The organism is Providencia sp. 2024EL-00732 (assembly GCF_044006275.1).
Classification (GTDB): Bacteria; Pseudomonadota; Gammaproteobacteria; order Enterobacterales; family Enterobacteriaceae; genus Providencia; species Providencia huashanensis.
Genome location: NZ_JBIPDG010000011.1, coordinates 19,863 through 38,479 on the forward strand (window position 1 = coordinate 19,863; position 18,617 = coordinate 38,479).

Annotated in this window: 15 protein-coding genes; 5 read left to right on the forward strand and 10 right to left on the reverse strand. The window is 42.7% G+C overall.

Annotated elements, in window-relative coordinates; all coding sequences use genetic code 11:
• Positions 1 to 13: 13 nt before the first annotated feature.
• The 3 genes from abgT to ACHB7C_RS16015 form a co-directional block, all read right to left on the reverse strand.
• Entirely contained in the window at positions 14 to 1,540 is a 1,527-nt protein-coding gene (gene abgT / locus ACHB7C_RS16005; protein ID WP_042847702.1) for a p-aminobenzoyl-glutamate transporter, read from the reverse strand.
• A gap of 74 nt (positions 1,541 to 1,614) precedes the next feature.
• Complete coding sequence (locus ACHB7C_RS16010) at positions 1,615 to 3,063, reverse strand: M20 family metallopeptidase (protein ID WP_042847700.1); 1,449 nt, start codon at positions 3,061 to 3,063, stop codon at positions 1,615 to 1,617.
• Entirely contained in the window at positions 3,056 to 4,378 is a 1,323-nt protein-coding gene (locus ACHB7C_RS16015) for a M20 family metallo-hydrolase (protein ID WP_129466945.1), read from the reverse strand. Before ACHB7C_RS16015 ends, ACHB7C_RS16010 begins: the two co-directional genes overlap by 8 nt.
• A gap of 265 nt (positions 4,379 to 4,643) precedes the next feature.
• On the opposite strand from ACHB7C_RS16015, the gene ACHB7C_RS16020 reads away from it, so the two are divergent.
• The 4 genes from ACHB7C_RS16020 (at position 4,644) to fabY (ending at position 7,790) form a co-directional block, all read left to right on the forward strand.
• The gene (locus tag ACHB7C_RS16020) at positions 4,644 to 5,570 is read left to right on the forward strand and encodes a LysR family transcriptional regulator (RefSeq protein ID WP_071547616.1); all 927 of its coding nucleotides are present in this window, start codon (positions 4,644 to 4,646) and stop codon (positions 5,568 to 5,570) included.
• 165 nt (positions 5,571 to 5,735) lie between these two features.
• Complete coding sequence (yihX, locus tag ACHB7C_RS16025; RefSeq protein WP_042847693.1) at positions 5,736 to 6,350, forward strand: glucose-1-phosphatase; 615 nt, start codon at positions 5,736 to 5,738, stop codon at positions 6,348 to 6,350.
• Positions 6,351 to 6,414: 64 nt separating this feature from the next.
• Complete coding sequence (gene dtd / locus ACHB7C_RS16030) at positions 6,415 to 6,852, forward strand: D-aminoacyl-tRNA deacylase (protein WP_042847691.1); 438 nt, start codon at positions 6,415 to 6,417, stop codon at positions 6,850 to 6,852.
• Positions 6,853 to 6,875: 23 nt separating this feature from the next.
• Entirely contained in the window at positions 6,876 to 7,790 is a 915-nt protein-coding gene (gene fabY, locus ACHB7C_RS16035) for a fatty acid biosynthesis protein FabY (RefSeq protein ID WP_042847688.1), read from the forward strand.
• A gap of 76 nt (positions 7,791 to 7,866) precedes the next feature.
• On the opposite strand, the gene ACHB7C_RS16040 is transcribed toward fabY, so the two are convergent.
• A complete protein-coding gene (locus ACHB7C_RS16040) occupies positions 7,867 to 9,627 on the reverse strand; it encodes an AsmA family protein (RefSeq protein ID WP_166685432.1) in 1,761 nt (586 codons plus the stop codon).
• A gap of 125 nt (positions 9,628 to 9,752) precedes the next feature.
• On the reverse strand, positions 9,753 to 11,141 hold the full coding sequence (locus ACHB7C_RS16045) for a uracil-xanthine permease family protein (protein WP_042847810.1): 1,389 nt from the start codon (positions 11,139 to 11,141) through the stop codon (positions 9,753 to 9,755).
• Positions 11,142 to 11,376: 235 nt separating this feature from the next.
• On the opposite strand from ACHB7C_RS16045, the gene gltS reads away from it, so the two are divergent.
• The gene (gene gltS, locus ACHB7C_RS16050; RefSeq protein ID WP_042847684.1) at positions 11,377 to 12,591 is read left to right on the forward strand and encodes a sodium/glutamate symporter; all 1,215 of its coding nucleotides are present in this window, start codon (positions 11,377 to 11,379) and stop codon (positions 12,589 to 12,591) included.
• A gap of 107 nt (positions 12,592 to 12,698) precedes the next feature.
• Here gltS and recG read toward each other — a convergent pair whose 3' ends face one another.
• From recG to gmk, 5 genes are read right to left on the reverse strand one after another with little or no spacing between them, the layout of a single operon-like run.
• Positions 12,699 to 14,780, reverse strand: a complete 2,082-nt coding sequence (recG, locus tag ACHB7C_RS16055; protein WP_042847683.1) for an ATP-dependent DNA helicase RecG — start codon at positions 14,778 to 14,780, stop codon at positions 12,699 to 12,701.
• A 15-nt stretch (positions 14,781 to 14,795) separates the two neighbouring features.
• Complete coding sequence (trmH, locus tag ACHB7C_RS16060; protein ID WP_166685433.1) at positions 14,796 to 15,509, reverse strand: tRNA (guanosine(18)-2'-O)-methyltransferase TrmH; 714 nt, start codon at positions 15,507 to 15,509, stop codon at positions 14,796 to 14,798.
• Positions 15,510 to 15,514: 5 nt separating this feature from the next.
• Positions 15,515 to 17,632: a bifunctional GTP diphosphokinase/guanosine-3',5'-bis pyrophosphate 3'-pyrophosphohydrolase gene (gene spoT, locus ACHB7C_RS16065; protein WP_042847681.1), complete on the reverse strand. Its 2,118-nt coding sequence runs from the start codon at positions 17,630 to 17,632 to the stop codon at positions 15,515 to 15,517.
• A gap of 19 nt (positions 17,633 to 17,651) precedes the next feature.
• Complete coding sequence (rpoZ, locus tag ACHB7C_RS16070) at positions 17,652 to 17,927, reverse strand: DNA-directed RNA polymerase subunit omega (RefSeq protein ID WP_004262665.1); 276 nt, start codon at positions 17,925 to 17,927, stop codon at positions 17,652 to 17,654.
• Positions 17,928 to 17,983: 56 nt separating this feature from the next.
• Positions 17,984 to 18,607 (reverse strand): guanylate kinase, encoded by a 624-nt coding sequence (gene gmk, locus ACHB7C_RS16075; protein ID WP_187550772.1) that lies wholly within the window; start codon positions 18,605 to 18,607, stop codon positions 17,984 to 17,986.
• Positions 18,608 to 18,617: the final 10 nt, after the last annotated feature.

Sequence of the window (18,617 nt, forward strand, 5' to 3'; positions counted from 1 at the left end):
AAGGCGCCTTTTTTTATGGGTTGAGTTGTGGGTAAACACCCGGCCCTATAGGCAGTCCTGCAAAGTACCAGCCAACAAGCAATAACATCCAAACTATAAAAAAGACAATAGGATACGGTAATATTAAGGTGTAATAAGTTCCGAGCTGTGCATTTTTATAGTAGCGTTGTAAAAAACCTAAAAAGAGAGGAAGAAAAGGTGACATAGGTGCAAGTGGTAGCACCGCTGAATCTGCGATACGAAACACAATCTGAGCAAATGCAGGGTGAAAACCTAGTAGCACAAACATAGGAACAAATATTGGGGCGAGGATCGACCAGATAGCTGAACCACTTGCGATAAACATACAAAGGAAAGCGGATAGGAACATCAAACCAATAAACGCAGGTACTCCGGTCATACCAAGGGCTTCCAGTAAGTCGGTTAACCCAATCGCCATAAATTTCCCCATGTTACTCCAGTTAAAAAAAGCAACGAATTGTGAAAGGGGGAAAACCATAACAATAAACCCTGCCATACTTTTCATTGGGTCAACTAATAAATCAGGAATATCATTAGGCTTTTTGATTTGCTTTGTTGATACACCATAGGTAATGGAGACCACGAAAAAGAAAATAATAATGACAGGAACAATCCCTTTAATGAAAGGGGATGGGATCACTGTATTGGTGATTGGATCGCGTAGTGGGGCACCTTCAGGCACAACAAGTAAAGCCACTAGACCGATAAAAACTAATGCAGACAGCCCACTCATCAATAATCCACGGTTTTGAATTGGTGTTAATTGTTCGATTCGGTCATGGGATGTGCCTTCCCATATAGGCAGGCGAGGTTCGATAAATTTATCAGTAAGTAGTGCCCCCGCAATCGTGAGTACAATCACTGACGTAGCCATAAAATACCAGTTATCAATAACACTAACATGAAGGCTTGGGTCAATGATCATGGCCGCTTCTGTACTTATCCCTGACAATAAGACATCCGTCGTGACAATCAATAAGTTAGCAGTAAAACCTGAAGCGACCCCTGCAATTGCAGCTAGTAAGCCAGCAACAGGATGACGGCCTACAGCAATAAAAATTAGCGCTCCTAAGGGTGGCATGACGACCAGCGCAGCATCAGAAGAGATATGGCTAAAAAAAGCAATAAATAGCACCATATAGCTGGCATAACGTTTATTAATGCCGGAAGCCATTTTATACATCAGAGCTTGGAGTAAACCGACTTTTTCGGCTAAACCGGCACCAATCACAAGTGCAAGAATGGCACCAAGAGGGGCAAAACTACTAAAGTTTTTAACAATATTGGGCAAAATCCATTGTAATCCCTCAACGCTTAATAAATTTTTAACGCTAACCATTTCGTCATTGGCTGGGTTTTTAACGGATAAACCAAACCAAGACAAAATTGCAGTAGCAATCATGAGTACCGCAATCAAATAAACAAATAAAATAAACGGGTTAGGTATTTTATTTCCCACGCGCTCTATCCAGCGAAAAATCGCACCGGGGCTTTTGTGATGAGTTGTTGTGTCACTCATAGAATTTCCTTGTGTCTGTATTCATTGTTATTGTTATGACTATTGAGCGGGATAAATCCCGCCAGTATAAGGAACTACTTTAATTTTGAAGGCGTTACATCTTTAGGGATAGGGCATTGATAGGGTGCGGTTTGTCTTTGTTGATGAAACTCAGCTTTAGCTTGTGCTAATAATTCTGGTTTTAAGAACAACTCAAGTGCACTGGATGCCATAATTTTTCCTGCGAGCAGCATTCCTTTATGAGCAATGGATGTGCGCCCCTGAGCGACTAACTGCCATGTATGTAGTGCGGTACCGAATGCGAAGCATGGGCTAAAACACTGCGCAGTAGGGGTCACCCAACTGACATCTCCTACATCTGTTGAGCCATACATTAATTCTTTTGACTCAACGTAAGGTAGCACTTCGTCAGTGAGTACTTTATTACCTTGCCTTTCACACCAAAGCACCCCTTTTTCACCGCCACTACGAGCTGCATTCAATTTGGCATTGCGCAAATCATCTTTAGTCAAAGTGCTATAGATTTGTTCAGCGAATTGGCGTTCTTGTTCTGTATATTCAGGGATGCCAAATTCCGTAATATGATTAAACATCGCATGTTCTAGAGTGCGATTCGGTACATAGTTTGAACATGCTTTGTCAAAACGCACCTCTAACTGAGTGCCGGTCATTAAGGCTGCGCCTTCAGCAATCTTAATAACGCGTTGGTAAATATCTTGCGCTTCATCGAGCTGCGGAGCGCGCACAAGGTAAAGAACCTCTGCATCTGCTTGTACGACATTTGGAGAGGCACCGCCCGTATTGGTGACGGCATAATGAATGCGTGCCTCTTGAATAATGTGTTCGCGTAGAAACTGAACGCCGACATTCATGAGCGTTACTGCATCTAAAGCACTACGTCCAAGATGAGGTGAGTTTGCTGCATGTGATGCAATACCTTTAAAACGAAAAGCCGTTTGAATATTAGCAAGAGACTTGACGTTGAAGACGCCACTAAAAGATTCTGGATGCCAAGTAATTGCGGCATCAACATCATTGAATAGTCCTTCCCTCACCATGAAGGTTTTACCTGAACCGCCTTCTTCACCCGGACAGCCATAGAAACGTACCGTACCCGATAAGTTATTTTCTTTTAGCCATGCTTTGACTGCATAAGCGGCGGATAAGGCAGCGGTACCTAACAAATTGTGACCACAGCCGTGGCCATTTCCATTTTCAATAACTGGGCTAGGTTCACTGCATGCCGAATGTTGGCTCAGGCCTGCAAGGGCATCGAATTCCCCGAGTAGTGCAATAACGGGAGTGCCTGAACCGTAACTTGCGATAAAAGCGGTTTCGATATTACCAACGCCTCTTTCGACGTGAAAACCTTCCTTTTCTAACGCATCAGCGAGCAGAGTCGATGAGTAAGTTTCTTCAAAACGTGTTTCTGGATGATCCCAAATATCATCACTTAATGTAGTGAATTGATGTTGGTTTTTTTCAATATAATCATTAATAAATGATGTAAATGTATTATCCATTTTGAGCTCCGAATTCAGGTAAATGCAGGGCGATAGTGGACAGCGTTTTAACGGCGGTCGTCATCACTTGTTCATCGAAATCAAAGCGCTCATTGTGGTGACCCGCGCTGAGCTGGGTGCCAAAAATCATATAAGTTGCTTGTCCCCCGAGTTGTTTGACGCGCTCCATAAAGTAGGTCGCATCTTCAGAGCCCGCGGCTTGGGAGCGGTCTTTCACCACAGATGTGAATTCAGGGAGGTGGGCTTGAGCCAAATCGCAAATAAAATCAACCCATTGTGGACTTGGATGGCTACTTTGTGCAGCGCCCATTAATTTAATATCAACGGAAACATCTTGCATCTTGGCTGCACCCTCGATGATATTTAGGGCTTTTTGATAGATAAACTCATTAATTTCATTAGTTTCACCTCGAGTTTCTACTTTTAATAACGCAGAGTCTGGAATGACATTTCGACCGATCCCTGCTTGTAAAACCCCAACATTTATTCGAGAACTACCTTCACTATGGCGTGGAATGCCATATAAGCCTAAAGTCGCATGGGCTGCGGCCAGTAATGCATTTTTACCATCTTCAGGTTTTGCACCTGAATGAGCAGCAACACCTTGATAGGTAACATCAAATTTAGTTGTCGCTAAAAAGTTTTTGCTGCCACAAACGACTTCGCCTTGTGGGACTCCAGTTCCAAGGTGAATAGCAACAAAAAAATCGACATCATCGACAACACCTGCCTCCATCATGGATTTCGCGCCGCGAGTGCCTTCCTCCGCTGGTTGGAAAATAATTTTAATACGACCGGAGAGTTTGGATTCGTATTGTTTGAGAACATGCGCAAGCCCTAATCCAATAGCGGTATGGCCATCATGACCACAGGCATGCATCATGTGTGGGTTACAAGAGGCAAACCCTTCATTGTAAGGACGGTGTTGGCACGAAAGGTCTTCGTTTAGGTCAAGGGCATCCATATCGACTCGGAAAGCTAGAGTTGGACCGGGTCTTTCGGTATCTAATGTCGCGACAATTCCTGTAAACCCCCCAGAGAAATGCCCTAGCCATTGGGTAAGAGCCCCTTGCTCAATTGCTCTTTTTTCTTGTTTTTCTAATTCAGCAGGAGAAGGGAGCCCCATTCTAGCGTCAGCTTTAATCACTTCTTTGCCAAGTTGTAATTGGTAGCCAAGCTGATGCAGCTCTTCTGCTACTAGAGTCGCAGTACGAAATTCTAACCAACCAGACTCTGCATATTGGTGAAAATCTCGACGCCATGTCTGTAACTGCTGTGCCATTTGATTGATAGTGGCATATAAGTCAGTATCCATTTTTTATCTCTTTTAGTTATCACAAAAAAAGTAAATTCTGTTATGTTTGATTACGAATTATTAACATTTAGCGAGATAAAATTTTGTTTATTAATTAAAAATAAATTTATTTAGATGCTGATGTATTTTTTACCTTTAAAAATTATTTTAAAAGGCTAAATGTTAATTATTTGTTTCTTTGTTTTTAGACTTTACACAATCAAATCAGAGCAAAAAAGATACAATTATCTTTCGCTATATAACTAAAAGTTATCGGGGTAAACACATGGCTCCAGCAATAAAATTGAATCAGCTTAGGGCATTTGTAGAGGTAAGCCGTCATGGCAGCATTCGAGCCGCTAGCCGTTTTTTACAACTCTCCCAACCGGCACTAACGAAATCGATTCGTGAATTAGAAAGTACGTTAGGGGCAAAGTTATTTATTCGCAGCAACCAAGGGATTTACTTAACAGAATGCGGTGAGGGTTTTTTAAGGCGTGCGAGCTTAATTCTTGAAGAGTTAAGGGTTGGGCAGGAGGAAATCTCCCAACGGATTGGTTTGATTGGCGGGACTGTCAATATTGGTGTGGCAGGGAGTATCGCTCGTTCTTTGATGCCTAAAGTCGTCACACAATTTCACCGCGATTTCCCCAATATTAAATTGCGTATCATGGAAGGGCAGCTACTAACCATGTTAACTCAGCTAAGGCAAGGAGAGCTGGATTTTACGATTAATACATATTACCCAGGCAGTTTAGACGCAGAATTTAATTTTGAGCGGCTGATGCAAAAAGAGTACAAGGTGATTATGCGTAAAGACCATCCTTTACGGCATGCGAAATCTTTGAGTGAGTTGGTTGATTGTGATTGGACGATGCCAACTCCCAAGGGGACGTATTATAAGCAACTTGCTGACGTTTTTTCGTTGATGGAGCGTCCCATGGTCTTTAGCGTAACTTGCGAAACGTTAATTGGCTGCTTAAGTTTAGTTGCTCAAAGCGATTTTCTAACCATTGTTTCTGTGGATACGATCGACGAGCCGTTATTCGAACAAAGGTATATCGCTTTAGATTTAAAAGAACAATTACCCTATGCCACCTTTGCTTTGGTTCAACGAAGAGATGCCACATTGACACCCGCAGGGGAACACCTAGCCCGATTATTTCGTATTTATTGCCGTAATAATGATGATGGGAATAAGGTAGGTAGATAATATTTTTGCATTTATCTATTAAAGGAATGGTTAAGTAAGGCGGTTTCCTGAGTTAGTGGTTCACCAATATTTTGACAAAATAACGTGAAATATCACCAATTAGGGCTGTTCAGTTGCATGAATAATGATTAAAGTAAATTTAGTGAATAACAATGAGGAAAATTTATGCTGTATATCTTCGATATGGGTAATGTGATTATTGATATCGACTTTAATCGTGTGTTTGATAAATGGGCTGAGCTTAGTGGTACACCAAGTGAAGAAATCAAATCGCGGTTTTCTTTTGGTAATATCTTTCAATTGCATGAATGTGGCAAAATTTCAGATATCGAGTTCGCAGAGCTTCTGTGTGAAGAAATGGGCATTACACTGAGCTTTGAAGATTTTGCTGAAGGCTGGCATGCTATTTTTATTTCGTTAAGAGCTGAAGTGATTGATATCATGGAGCGCTTGCGCGAACAAGGGCACCGTGTTGTCGTCTTATCAAATACGAATCGCCTACATTTAGACTATTGGCCAGAACACTACCCAGAAATTGCAGCTAGCTCTGATTTCCTTTACCTATCCCAAGATTTAGGCATGCGTAAGCCTGACCCGGAAATTTATGAATATGTTCTGCAATCTGAAGAATTTGATGCTGCAGATGCTATTTTCTTTGATGATGTTGAGGAAAATGTAAAAGCCGCGGAAGCACTTGGCATTCGCAGTATCCATGTTACCAGTAAAGACACCATTCCCGAATATTTCCGGACTTACGATTTTAGTGCCGAAGTTAAGTAACTTACTGGTTTTTATAATGGAGTAACTGTAAAACGTTGCTCCATCTTTTTGTTATAGAGTAAACATGATTGCATTAATTCAGAGAGTCACTCACGCGAGTGTCGTTGTTGATGAAACCGCCGTAGGGCAAATTGATTCAGGTCTACTGGTTTTGCTTGGTGTCGAAAAAGACGATGATGAGCAAAAGGCAAAGCGTTTATGTGAAAAGGTGCTGGGCTACCGTATTTTTAGTGACGAACAAGGGAAAATGAACTTAAACGTCCAACAAGCTGGCGGTAGTTTACTGGTTGTTTCGCAATTTACTTTAGCCGCAGATACCAAAAAGGGTATGAGACCCAGCTTTTCTGGTGGGGCAGAGCCAGAGCGTGCAGACCGCTTGTATCAATACTTTGTTGAGCAAAGCCGCCAACAAGGCATTAATACGCAAACAGGCCAGTTTGCTGCAGATATGCAAGTCAATTTAACTAATGATGGACCGGTCACCTTCTGGCTACAGGTGTGAATCAACTTTTTAAGGGGGAAACGATGTACCATCTACGTACGCCGAAAGATGAACTTGAGTTTGCAACTTACTACCATTTTCGTTGGGAAATGTTGAGAAAACCTTTTAATCAACCCCTAGGTTCAGAGAAAGATGGCTATGATGCCACTGCACATCATCAAATGGTTGTTGATGATAAAAACCGTATTCTTGCGATCGGCCGCTTATATATTAATGCAGATAACGAAGGTGCGATCCGTTTTTTAGCCGTCAACCCAGTAATGCAAGGTAAAGGGCTGGGGAAGCTGATTATCATGGCACTTGAGTCTGTTGCACGCCAAGAAGGGGTGAAGCGGATTGTATCCAGTGTGCGTGAAGAAGCGGTTCCTTTTTTCGATAAAATGGGGTTTGCAAATCGCGGAATAGTCGCAGGGCAGTTAAAAACACCAGTTCGTCATTATTTGATGATTAAACCGATTGAAACCTTAGATCAAATTTTACACCGTCCAGATTGGTGCGGTGAATTGCAACAAGCTTGGTATAAATACATACCATTGAGCGAGAAAATGGGAGTACGGATAGAGCAGTACACTGGGACTCGCTTTATAACAACCATGCCCGAAGCGGGCAATCAAAATCCCCATGAAACTATTTTCGCAGGCAGCCAATTTTCGTTAGCAACATTAACGGGTTGGGGGTTAATTTGGTTATTGATGCAGGAACACCAGTTAGGCGGTGAGATTGTGTTAGTGGATGCGAATATCCGCTACGGTAAGCCTGTCAGTGGTAGGCCAACCGCCACTGCTGATTTAGCAAATATGAGTGGTGACCTTGACCGATTAGCTCGTGGCAGCCGAGCCCGAGTGAAACTTAAGGTCGAGGTAAGTAATACTGATAACCAAGTGGGTGCTGTTTTTAGTGGGACTTATATGGTATTACCCATTGAAACAACAAAATAAAGTATATTTTTGATTATTAAATAACAGAGGCAGGTAATTTATATAATTAGCGTTACCTGCCTTAGTTTTGTGTTTATTATGGCGTACCTAGTACAGGGACCTCTTCTTGAAGTATTGCTCCTTCCATTGGCGGTTGTTCTGCTTCGGTTTCAACTGAAGAAGTCACTACCCCGTTAACAACGGTTCTGAACATACGTTTACCTTGTAACGGAACGGCCATTAGCTCCCCGTTTAGGCTTTTTGAGAGAGACGGTGCGAGTAAATCGCCTTGTAGAGTCGCATCAAAATCACCAATAACCTGTGCTGGGAAACCAGACCAGCCCCACTGATTTAAATCAGTTAAATCAATATTAGAACCGGATGCACGTAACAGGAATGGCACTTTATTTGGCGTTTGCTTAACCAGCAAACCGATTTTGCTGATACCTTTATCAGTACTGACCGTTAAACTTGCAGCGGCTGAAGATTTGCCACTTTGACGAACTTCTAAGAATGGACGTCGAACTGGAACTTGGTTAATTGTGCCGCTATCTGCATTAAACGTCGCTTTACCGCTCCAAACTCCCCATTGTTTTTGTTTGACCAAATCAACGTTTTCAATGTTGGCACTTAACGCTGTAAACTCGAAAGGGAACTCGGGTTGGATATTCATTAACAGAGACTGAGATAAGCTAAATTTCTTGATGGATAACCCAGATAACCATGCAGGAGCTGGCTCTGCCAAGAAGGATAGCCATGTTTCAGGTAATGTGTACAAAATACCCGCTAGCTTGCCTTCATTGATGGTCAGTACTTGGTCATTACGTTGCCAAGAGCCGTTTAGGTTGAATACCCCTTTATTGTAGTAACCAGACAGCTTATCGATATTAAGGGCATCGCCATCAATATTTAATTCGCCAATCAGTGTGCTGAGTTGTTGGTTTTTCACAACCAGTTGCTCAACATTGAAACTGATTTTACTTTTAGGGCTAGACCAACTTCCCCGAACGAGGTCAAGGTGGTCGATTTCAGTACTCAGCCCTGAAAGAGCCCAATCTTTACCTTGAATATCAATATTGGCTAATTCAAGGTTTTTGATTTTTATGGTTCTATCACTTTTAATCGCAGTAAATAATGTATCGAAATCAATACTGTTTTCCCAGCCCACTTTATTCATGATGAGAGAACCGATTGTGATTGAACCATCAGCAAATAGTTTACCTTCCCCTGAGACATAGCCATTATTTAGGTAGGCACTTGCTTTGCTAATTTCAGTGGCTTGCGTTTGCCGTTTCCCTGTCACTGCGACATTTTTTAACGACAGTTTATTCATTTTTAATTGGTTGGCTGTAAAACGAAAATCACCATAGCCAAAAGGGGAATTAACTGTTGGTTGCCAAGGTGTTATTCCCCCAGTGAACCCATCAACCTGAATATCATCATCACCTTGTTTTAGCAGAATTTTACTGTTCTCGAATTGCAAGATATCCGCAGTGATAGGTAAGGGCATTTCCCCTTGTGTGATGGCAGCTGACAAGTCACCTTGTGTAATAACAAAACGCCGAATAGCATTTCCACTGAATAAATTACGCCAGTTGATATCGACGACAATTTGCCGTGCATCCAAGGCGAGGTTTTTGTCTTCTGAAGCTAACTTAACATCTTGAAAGATAAATTCCCCAGGGTTGGAAAACTCATGCCCCATGACCCCGACATTAATATCATAACGGGTAAATTGACTTAAAAATTGGCTGGAATAGGAGGCTCCTAGACGCGTCTGTAAGCCAATATAGGCAAAAATAAATAGAAGTAATAGTAGCAAAAGTGCATAGGTAACAAATTTGATTAACCATTTCACGGCTTGCTACTCCTTCATCATGTGGGTGGATAACAAGATAGAGACTTGTTTAATATCGCGGCAGTTTAAGGATAGCATACAGAAGAACCGCCAGAATATTCAACTCTGACGGTTAAAATGAAAGCTTATTTTTCGAGGGGAAAGACTAAATTCAGAACAATTGCAGTTAAACCACCGGCAGCAATTCCAGAAGAAAATAAGGTTTTTAGCCAGTCGGGCGCAAATTGTAGGATCAGAGGTTGCTGTGAGACCCCCATTCCTACCGCAAGTGAAAGGGCGATTATCATGATTGCTCGACGATTTAATGGCTCTCTAGACACAATACGTACACCTGACGCGGCGATAGTGCCGAACATCACGATGGTCGCGCCACCCAGAACAGGTTCAGGGATTTGCTGTACAAAGCCTGCAACAGCAGGGAATAAACCTAGCAATACGAGCATTAAGGCGACGATATAACCGACGTAGCGGCTAGCGACCCCTGTTAACTGGATCACCCCGTTATTTTGCCCAAAGCAGGAGTTCGGAAAGGTATTAAATACAGCAGAAACCATTGAGTTTAAACCATTAGCGAGCACCCCACCTTTAATACGTTTCATATACAAAGGACCACGAACGGGTTGTTCTGATACATCCGAAGTCGCAGTGATATCACCAATCGTTTCTAAAGAGGTCACCATAAAAATAAGAATAAGTGGGACGAGTAGGTTCCAATCAAATGATAACCCATAATAAAACGGTTCTGGTACGGTAATTATCGCTTGGTTAGCTTCTGCTGGTTGCGCAGTTGGCAACATGTCCATCCACCAAGCAACAATATAGCCGACAGCCATGGCAATGACGAGTGAAGCAACACGTAAGTACGGGTTTTTCTGGCGATTTAATAAAATAATAACGGCGAGTACCACTCCCGCTAAAATTAAATAATCGGGGGAACCGAAGGTATTGTCGCTAATTGCACCGTAGCCACCACCGATGGATGTTAGGCCAACTTGAATTAACGATAACCCGATGATCATGACCACAACACCAGACACTAACGGTGTGATGACGCGGCGAGCTAAATGTAAGAAGCGGGAAAGAATCACTTCAGTAAGTGCGGCAACGAGTAAAGTACCAAATAGTGCTGCCATCATTGAGGGAATATCTGCCCCACCTTGCTTTAGTGCGACTCCGCCCATGATTAAAGGTGCAACAAAGTTAAAACTGGTGCCTTGAATAGAAAGTAAACCTGAACCAATAGGGCCCCATGCTCTAATTTGAATTAAAGAAGCAATCCCTGAAGCGAATAAGGACATACTAATAATACGTTGGGTGTCGTGAGCTGGTAGCCCAAGCGCTTGGCAAATTAACATTGCTGGCGTGATAACAGCTACAAACATAGCCAGAAGGTGTTGCCCCGCGGCAAACAGAGCCTGTGGTAGCGGTGGTTTGTCTTCTAATTTATAGATAAGCTCACTTTGTGTTTGTATGGTTGCTTCTGTAGTTTGTTTTTCAGACGTTGCAGTATTCATTGCCTTCATTTCCCCCACCAAAAAACGCATTGTAATGCGGCGAAATTAAAAAGCAATCGTTTGCGCAGAAAAAGTTTTATACGATAGTTAAATAACGCTGTCACATTTTTATATCTTTTAACTTGTATTTATAACAGTTTTTTTTTCTAATCCTATAACCTGCTTTTGGCGTTTTAAGGAAGATATTAACGTCTTATTGGTTTTTAATAATTTTAACAACAGACGAGGTACGTAAATGTATCATCTCGATGTCTACGGTACGCTAGTAGCTGCTACCTTAGTATTATTGCTTGGGCGTAAACTGGTAAAATCAGTTCCCTTTCTTGAAAAATACACTATCCCAGAGCCCGTTGCGGGCGGGTTGTTAGTCGCTTTTAGTCTTTTATTGCTGAAGCAATTATTTGACTGGAGCCTTTCTTTTGACTTATCACTGCAAGAACCAATGATGCTGGCATTTTTTGCCACAATCGGCCTAAATGCTAACTTAGCGAGTTTGAAGGCAGGTGGTAAGGCATTGTTTATTTTCATTTTTGTTGTTGTAGGGTTACTGCTTGTTCAAAACACGGTGGGTATTGCTCTTGCTGAGTTACTTGGCCTAGACCCATTAATGGGGCTGTTAGCGGGTTCTGTAACTTTATCCGGTGGTCATGGTACTGGTGCGGCATGGGGTAAAATTTTTACCGAGAGTTACGGTTTCCAGAGTGCAACAGAAGTTGCTATGGCTTGTGCAACGTTTGGTTTGGTTCTGGGTGGGTTAATCGGTGGGCCTGTTGCTCGCTTCTTAACTCGAAATATCCCAACGCCGGGAAATACTGACGATGATAAAGACGTTCCTAGCGCATTTGAAAAACCGCAATCAGGGCGAATGATCACTTCAATGGTTTTAATTGAAACTATTGCATTAATTGCTATCTGTTTGCTGGTGGGAAGCTATATTGCAGGTTTATTAGCGGACACAGTGTTCGCGTTACCGAAATTTGTGTGTGTGCTGTTTGTCGGTGTGATTTTAAGTAATAGCTTATCATTGCTGGGTTTTTACCGTGTATTTGATCGCGCGGTTTCCGTCATGGGGAACGTCAGCCTTTCATTATTCTTAGCAATGGCATTAATGAGCTTAAAATTATGGGAATTAGCATCATTGGCAATTCCGATGATAGTTATTTTGGCTGTTCAAGCTTGTGTTATGGCAGGGTATGCGATTTTTGTCACCTTCCGAGTGATGGGCAAAAATTATGATGCTGCTATTTTAGCTGCGGGTCATTGTGGCTTCGGTCTTGGTGCAACACCGACTGCAATTGCAAATATGCAGGCGGTAACAGATAGGCTAGGCCCATCTCACCTAGCATTCTTAGTAGTGCCAATGGTTGGAGCATTCTTTATTGATATCGTTAATGCAATCGTGATTAAACTGTATCTATTGCTACCGATATTTCCAACGATTGCTGGATAACATAGATTAAATAATAATAAGTAAAGCAGGTATTGCCGTGAAATTTTTCACGGCAATTTTCGTTTTAAGATATGAATAAACAATAATGATAGGTTGCTATGTAATAATTAAGCGTGGCTATATTGTTCCCGCTCTGGTAACCAGCGATCAATAATTTGCTGCGCGTTTTCAGGGTAGTGTTGCTGAATATGACGAGCAATGCGTTGCACTTCTGGCAACATATATTGGTCGCGTAATAAATCAGCGACTTTAAAATCGGCATTACCCGTTTGCTTCGCCCCTAATAGCTCCCCAGGCCCGCGAATTTCAAGGTCTTTTTGGGCGATCACAAAACCATCATTGCTGTCTCGTAAGACTTGCAACCTTTGCTTTGCGGTGTGAGTTAACGGTGTTTTATAGAGTAATACACAGTGGGAGGCGATAGCCCCTCGCCCTACACGCCCTCTTAATTGATGCAGTTGTGCGAGGCCTAAACGTTCAGGGTTGTCGATTATCATTAAACTGGCATTAGGCACGTCTACACCGACCTCAATAACCGTGGTCGCAACAAGTAGCTGAATTTCATTATTTTTAAAAGCAGCCATGATGCTTTGTTTTTCTGCGGGTTTCATACGACCGTGTACCAAACCCACTTTCAATTCAGGCAATGCTAGGGCTAATTCTTCACTTGTTACCTGAGCGGCCTGAGCTTCTAATAATTCCGAATCTTCAATTAAAGTGCATACCCAATAGGCTTGGCGGCCTTCTTCGATACAAGCTTGGCGAACTCGTTCGATAATATCATTACGCCGTGTATCCGGTATTGCAACCGTAGTTACAGGTGTTCGACCCGGTGGAAGTTCATCAATAATTGATGTATCTAAGTCTGCATAGGCGGTCATTGCTAGCGTGCGTGGAATGGGCGTTGCGGTCATAATTAATTGATGGGGGTGGAAGCCTTGTTTTTCGCCTTTTTCACGCAGAGCGAGCCGCTGATGAACCCCAAAGCGGTGTTGTTCATCAATAATTACCAGCCCTAAAGCTTTAAAGCTGACTTGTTCTTGGAAAATAGCATGCGTCCCAACAACCATTGCCACTTCACCATTGGCTATCGCTTCTTGTTGCTGTTGGCGTGCTTTACCTTTTTGCTTCCCAGCGAGCCAGCCAACTTTGATACCTAAAGGTTCGAACCATTGCTTAAATGTATTAGCATGTTGCTCCGCTAAAATTTCGGTAGGTGCCATTAAGGCAACTTGTTTGCCATTCTCGATAGCACAGAGAGCCGCTAAGGCCGCGACAAGGGTTTTCCCTGACCCGACATCACCTTGAATTAAGCGCATCATAGGCGCGTTTTTAGCAAGGTCTGCTTCGATTTCACTGACAACTCGATTTTGAGCCTTGGTGGGTGAAAAAGGAAGTTGGGCTAAGAGTTGTGTTTTTAGCTTACCATTATTGATTAATGGCTCTGCATACAGACGCTCATTACCTGCACGGATCGCTAACATACTTAGGTGGTGAGCGAGTAGCTCTTCAAGCACTAAACGTTTTTGGGCTGGGTGATGACCTTTTTCCAGTTCACTCAACGCGACGTTTGGTGGAGGGGTGTGCAACAGGCGTATTGCGTCTGGTAAGCTAATCATCCCCCGGCTAAGTTCTTCAGGAAGTAGTTCTTTAATTTTCCCATTACTAAGCAGAGCAAGAGCTTGATCGATGACTTTGCGTAATGTGGCTTGGCGTACCCCTTCTGTTGTGGGGTAAACCGGTGTTAAATTTTCTTGTAAAGTAACATTATCGGCATCTTGAGAAACTTTATATTCAGGGTGAATAATTTCTGGGCCTGTATTTCCTCGACGTACTTCACCATAAGCTGTAACCCGACGCCCTTCGGCTAAGTTGTTTTTCATCGCCGCAGAAAAATTGAAGAAACGTAAGGTAAGGTTGCCGGTTCCATCTGTAATCAGGCAAGTCATCATCCTTCGTCGTCCAAAGACAACTTTTGTTTGTAACACCTCGCCAGTAATAGTTGCTGTAGTTCCAGGTAAAAGATCTTTGATTTGGTAAAGGCGGGTATGGTCTTCGTAGCGAAGAGGAAAATGGAGGAGCAGGTCTTGAACGGTGTTCAAACCGATTTTACGCATCTTTTCTGACTGGCTTGCACCAATTCCATGCAATGAGGTCAGAGAAATGGTATCAAGTAGCCCATTATTCATATTATGTCCTTTTCCTTAACCAAATTGCCGTCTTTTCATTTTTTCAGTTAACTGCATTTGTACCCACCATTCGTCATCAGCTTCAATCTGCCCCTGATCATTAATAAATGGACGAGGAAGGCCTTTACGTTTAGCAACCTCTGCCAGTACAGGGTAGCCACCTTCAAATAGCCATTCTTGTTGTTCATGTGGCGATAATAGGCTGTATTCGCGTTCATACATGCCCGCTTGCTGCCGTTGCCTTTGTGCTTCATATAGGATTAATGCACAAGCAACTGAAACGTTTAGAGATTGCACCATGCCTGCCATTGGAATGATGATATGGCTATCCGCTAATGTGAGAGCTTGTTGTGAAATTCCTTTTTTCTCTTGCCCCATCATAATACAAGTTGGACGGGTATAATCAATCTCGCGAAAATCAACCGCATGCTCAGATAAGTTGGTTGCTAGAACTTGCATATTTTGTGATTTTATTTGGGTAATCGCATTTTCAGTTGATTGATGCGAAATGATTTTTACCCAACTATTGCTTCCCGCGGCTGAGGAGACAGAGAGCCTCATCTGTTGGTCGGGCCAAATAGCATGAATTTGATGGACCCCTACGGCGTCAGCGCTACGTACAATAGCGGAAACATTGTGAGGTTTGTGAATTTCTTCAAGACAGAGAGTTAGGTCGGGTTGCCGCATCGCCATCATTTGGCAAATGCGGCGATAGCGGCGTTCATTCATAGTAGTTAATTACGGTTTCGGCTAACACGTAGGACATCTGGCATGATACGAATTTTACGCATGACATTCGCCAATTGAACACGGTTTTTAGTTGTTAGGCGGATAAAGGCACAATACACGCGACCATCTTTTTCTTCAGTATTCATACTTTGAATACTAGAGTTTGCATCATTGATTGCGGCAGTTAAGTTTGCAAGAGCACCTTGGTGGTTGATCATATCCACTTTAATTTCAGCGATGAAATCGGTATTAGTGTCGTTATCCCAGTCGACCGGCATAAATTTATCGGGTTCTTTTTGATAACCGCGTATATTGCGACAAGATTCATGGTGGATAACCAAACCTTTACCGGGACTGATATGTGCGACAATTGGGTCGCCGGGAATAGGGCGGCAACATTTGGCGAAAGTAATTAAAACGCCATCAGCCCCTTTGATTGATAATTTGTTGCGACTTTCTACGACAGGTTGTTCTTCCGGTGTCGTTTGAGCGTTATTTTGTAAATTACGGGCAACGACTACGCTCATTGCATTCCCCAACCCGATTTCTGCCAGTAGGTCATCAATTGAGTTTAGTTTCATGCGTGCCAGTTCAGCATCGATGTTCCCTTGGGGGATATCCGCTAATTTATTTCCGGCTCCTAAAGCGTGATTCAGTAAACGGCGACCTAAGTTGATAGAATCTTCACGTTTTAAATTCTTTAATAATTGGCGTATTTTGGCGCGAGCCTTCGAACTCACGACAAAATTAAGCCAAGCTGCATTTGGCCGCGCACCAGGAGCAGTAATGATTTCGACAGTTTGACCACTAGTGAGTGACTGTGATAGCGGATAAGGCTGGCGGTCAACACGGGCGCCTACGCAGGCATGGCCAATATCAGTATGCACGGCATACGCAAAGTCAACAGGCGTTGCTCCGGTCGGTAATTCAACAATTCGCCCTTCCGGTGTAAAAACGTAAATTTCATCAGGGAATAAGTCTGATTTAACGCTTTCAATAAACTCAAATGAACTGCCCGCACTTTGTTGTAATTCAAGCAAACTTTGCATCCAGCGCTGTGCTCTAACTTGCGCTGTAGTGCCTTGTTCACCTTGTTCTTTATAAGCCCAGTGTGCAGCAACCCCCATTTCAGCCATTTGGTCCATATCTTCAGTACGAATTTGTACTTCAACAGGTACCCCGTGAGGCCCAATTAGAGAGGTATGTAGCGATTGATAGCCGTTAGCTTTAGGAATAGCAATATAGTCCTTTATGCGCCCCGGACGTGGCTTATATAGACTATGCATTTGGCCTAACACGCGGTAGCAAGTATCCACATCTTTGACAATAACCCTGAAAGCATAGATATCCATGATGGAATGGAAACGCTGCTCTTTTTGGTGCATTTTACGATAGATGGAATAAAGGTGCTTTTCCCGCCCACTGACTCGGCAAGGTACACCAGCTTCGGTTAGGCGGCCGTCAATTTCAGAGAGGATTTTTTGGATCATCTCTTTACGGTTACCTCTAGCCGCTTTTACCACTTCTTTGATTACGCGGTAACGGTTAGGATATAACGCTTCAAAACCGAGTTCTTCGAGCTCTGTTTTTATATGATGTATACCCAATCTATGAGCTAAAGGGCTATAGATTTCAAGGGTTTCACGAGCAATGCGACGGCGTTTATCAGGCCTTAAAGACCCTAAGGTGCGCATATTGTGAGTGCGGTCTGCCAGTTTGATCAAAATGACCCGGATGTCTTTTACCATCGCCATGATCATTTTGCGGAAGTTTTCTGCTTGAGCTTCTTTTTTGTCGCGAAAGTTAAGCTTGTCTAGTTTGGATACCCCTTCGACCAAACCGGCCACCGTGGTACCAAACAGCTCTTCTATATCTTGGAATGTCGCTGGAGTATCTTCAATCACATCATGAAGTAGCGCTGCCATAAGTGTTTCATGATCCAGCCGCATTTCAGCAAGAATACAAGCAACAGCAACTGGGTGAGTTATATAAGGCTCACCACTCGAGCGGGTCTGTCCTTCATGGGCATCCCGCGCGACAACATAGGCTTTTCTTAGTAATTCAACTTGTTCTTTAGGGAGATACTTTTGAATGACTAAATTAAGGCTTTCAAACAGATACAAGGCAGACCCACCTTAGTGATTAGCGACGACCTTCAGCGATTGCAGAAACTGCCTGCATTTCAGCCGCTTCTTGCTCTTGCTGCTCTTGGCGCTCACGCACATCTAAAATGTGACCGTTGATTAAGCCTTCTTCTACTTCACGTAACGCGATAACAGTATATTTATCGTTTTCTTCAGGAACTAAAGGGTCTTTTCCGCCCGTTTGTAACTGACGAGCTCTACGTGCTGCGACCAATACGAGGTCAAAACGGTTACCAATTTTCTCTACTGCGTCTTGAACAGTTACGCGTGCCATAAGTGTGCTACTCCAAAGAAATAAAAAAATGACCTGATATGATACTGAAACTATTCTCAGTCTGCTAGTAATTTGCTGATTAAAGCACCATGTCTTTGAACTTGGCGCTCTAATTTCAAACGTTCAGTTCGGATGATAGATTGTAAATCACTTAATGCCGTGTTGAAATCATCATTAACAATAAGGTAATCATACTCGTTGAAATGTTCAATTTCACCTACTGCTTGCGACATCCGTTTTTCAATCACTTCATCGCTGTCTTGCCCACGGCCTCGTAACCTGCGATATAACTCATCTTTTGATGGAGGGAGAATAAAAATACTACGGGCTTCAGGCATTTTTGCCCTAATTTGTTGCGCTCCCTGCCAATCAATATCTAAAAAAACATCGACACCGCTATTTAGGACATCTTCGATGATAGGTTTAGACGTTCCATAATAATTACCAAAAACACAAGCATGTTCTAAGAACTCACCTTTTTCGACCATACCTAAAAAATCAGCTTCAGATACAAAGAAATAGTGTTCGCCATGAATTTCCCCAGGACGTGCTGCTCGTGTTGTATGAGAAACAGAAACTTGAGTGTCATACAATGGTTGTGTTTTTAATAAAGCCTGAATGAGACTTGATTTACCCGCACCGCTAGGCGCAGAAACAATATATAACGTGCCTTGTATCATGATGATTTCT

Excerpts from the sequence above, each read along its gene's own strand:
- rpoZ (WP_004262665.1), bottom strand. The coding sequence starts at position 17,927 with ATGGCACGCGTAACTGTTCAAGACGCAGTAGAGAAAATTGGTAACCGT.
- ACHB7C_RS16045 (WP_042847810.1), bottom strand. The coding sequence starts at position 11,141 with ATGAATACTGCAACGTCTGAAAAACAAACTACAGAAGCAACCATACAA.
- ACHB7C_RS16015 (WP_129466945.1), bottom strand. The coding sequence starts at position 4,378 with ATGGATACTGACTTATATGCCACTATCAATCAAATGGCACAGCAGTTA.
- trmH (WP_166685433.1), bottom strand. The coding sequence starts at position 15,509 with ATGAATGAACGCCGCTATCGCCGCATTTGCCAAATGATGGCGATGCGG.
- gltS (WP_042847684.1), top strand. The coding sequence starts at position 11,377 with ATGTATCATCTCGATGTCTACGGTACGCTAGTAGCTGCTACCTTAGTA.
- abgT (WP_042847702.1), bottom strand. The coding sequence starts at position 1,540 with ATGAGTGACACAACAACTCATCACAAAAGCCCCGGTGCGATTTTTCGC.
- ACHB7C_RS16010 (WP_042847700.1), bottom strand. The coding sequence starts at position 3,063 with ATGGATAATACATTTACATCATTTATTAATGATTATATTGAAAAAAAC.
- gmk (WP_187550772.1), bottom strand. The coding sequence starts at position 18,607 with ATGATACAAGGCACGTTATATATTGTTTCTGCGCCTAGCGGTGCGGGT.
- ACHB7C_RS16020 (WP_071547616.1), top strand. The coding sequence starts at position 4,644 with ATGGCTCCAGCAATAAAATTGAATCAGCTTAGGGCATTTGTAGAGGTA.
- yihX (WP_042847693.1), top strand. The coding sequence starts at position 5,736 with ATGCTGTATATCTTCGATATGGGTAATGTGATTATTGATATCGACTTT.
- recG (WP_042847683.1), bottom strand. The coding sequence starts at position 14,780 with ATGAATAATGGGCTACTTGATACCATTTCTCTGACCTCATTGCATGGA.
- fabY (WP_042847688.1), top strand. The coding sequence starts at position 6,876 with ATGTACCATCTACGTACGCCGAAAGATGAACTTGAGTTTGCAACTTAC.
- dtd (WP_042847691.1), top strand. The coding sequence starts at position 6,415 with ATGATTGCATTAATTCAGAGAGTCACTCACGCGAGTGTCGTTGTTGAT.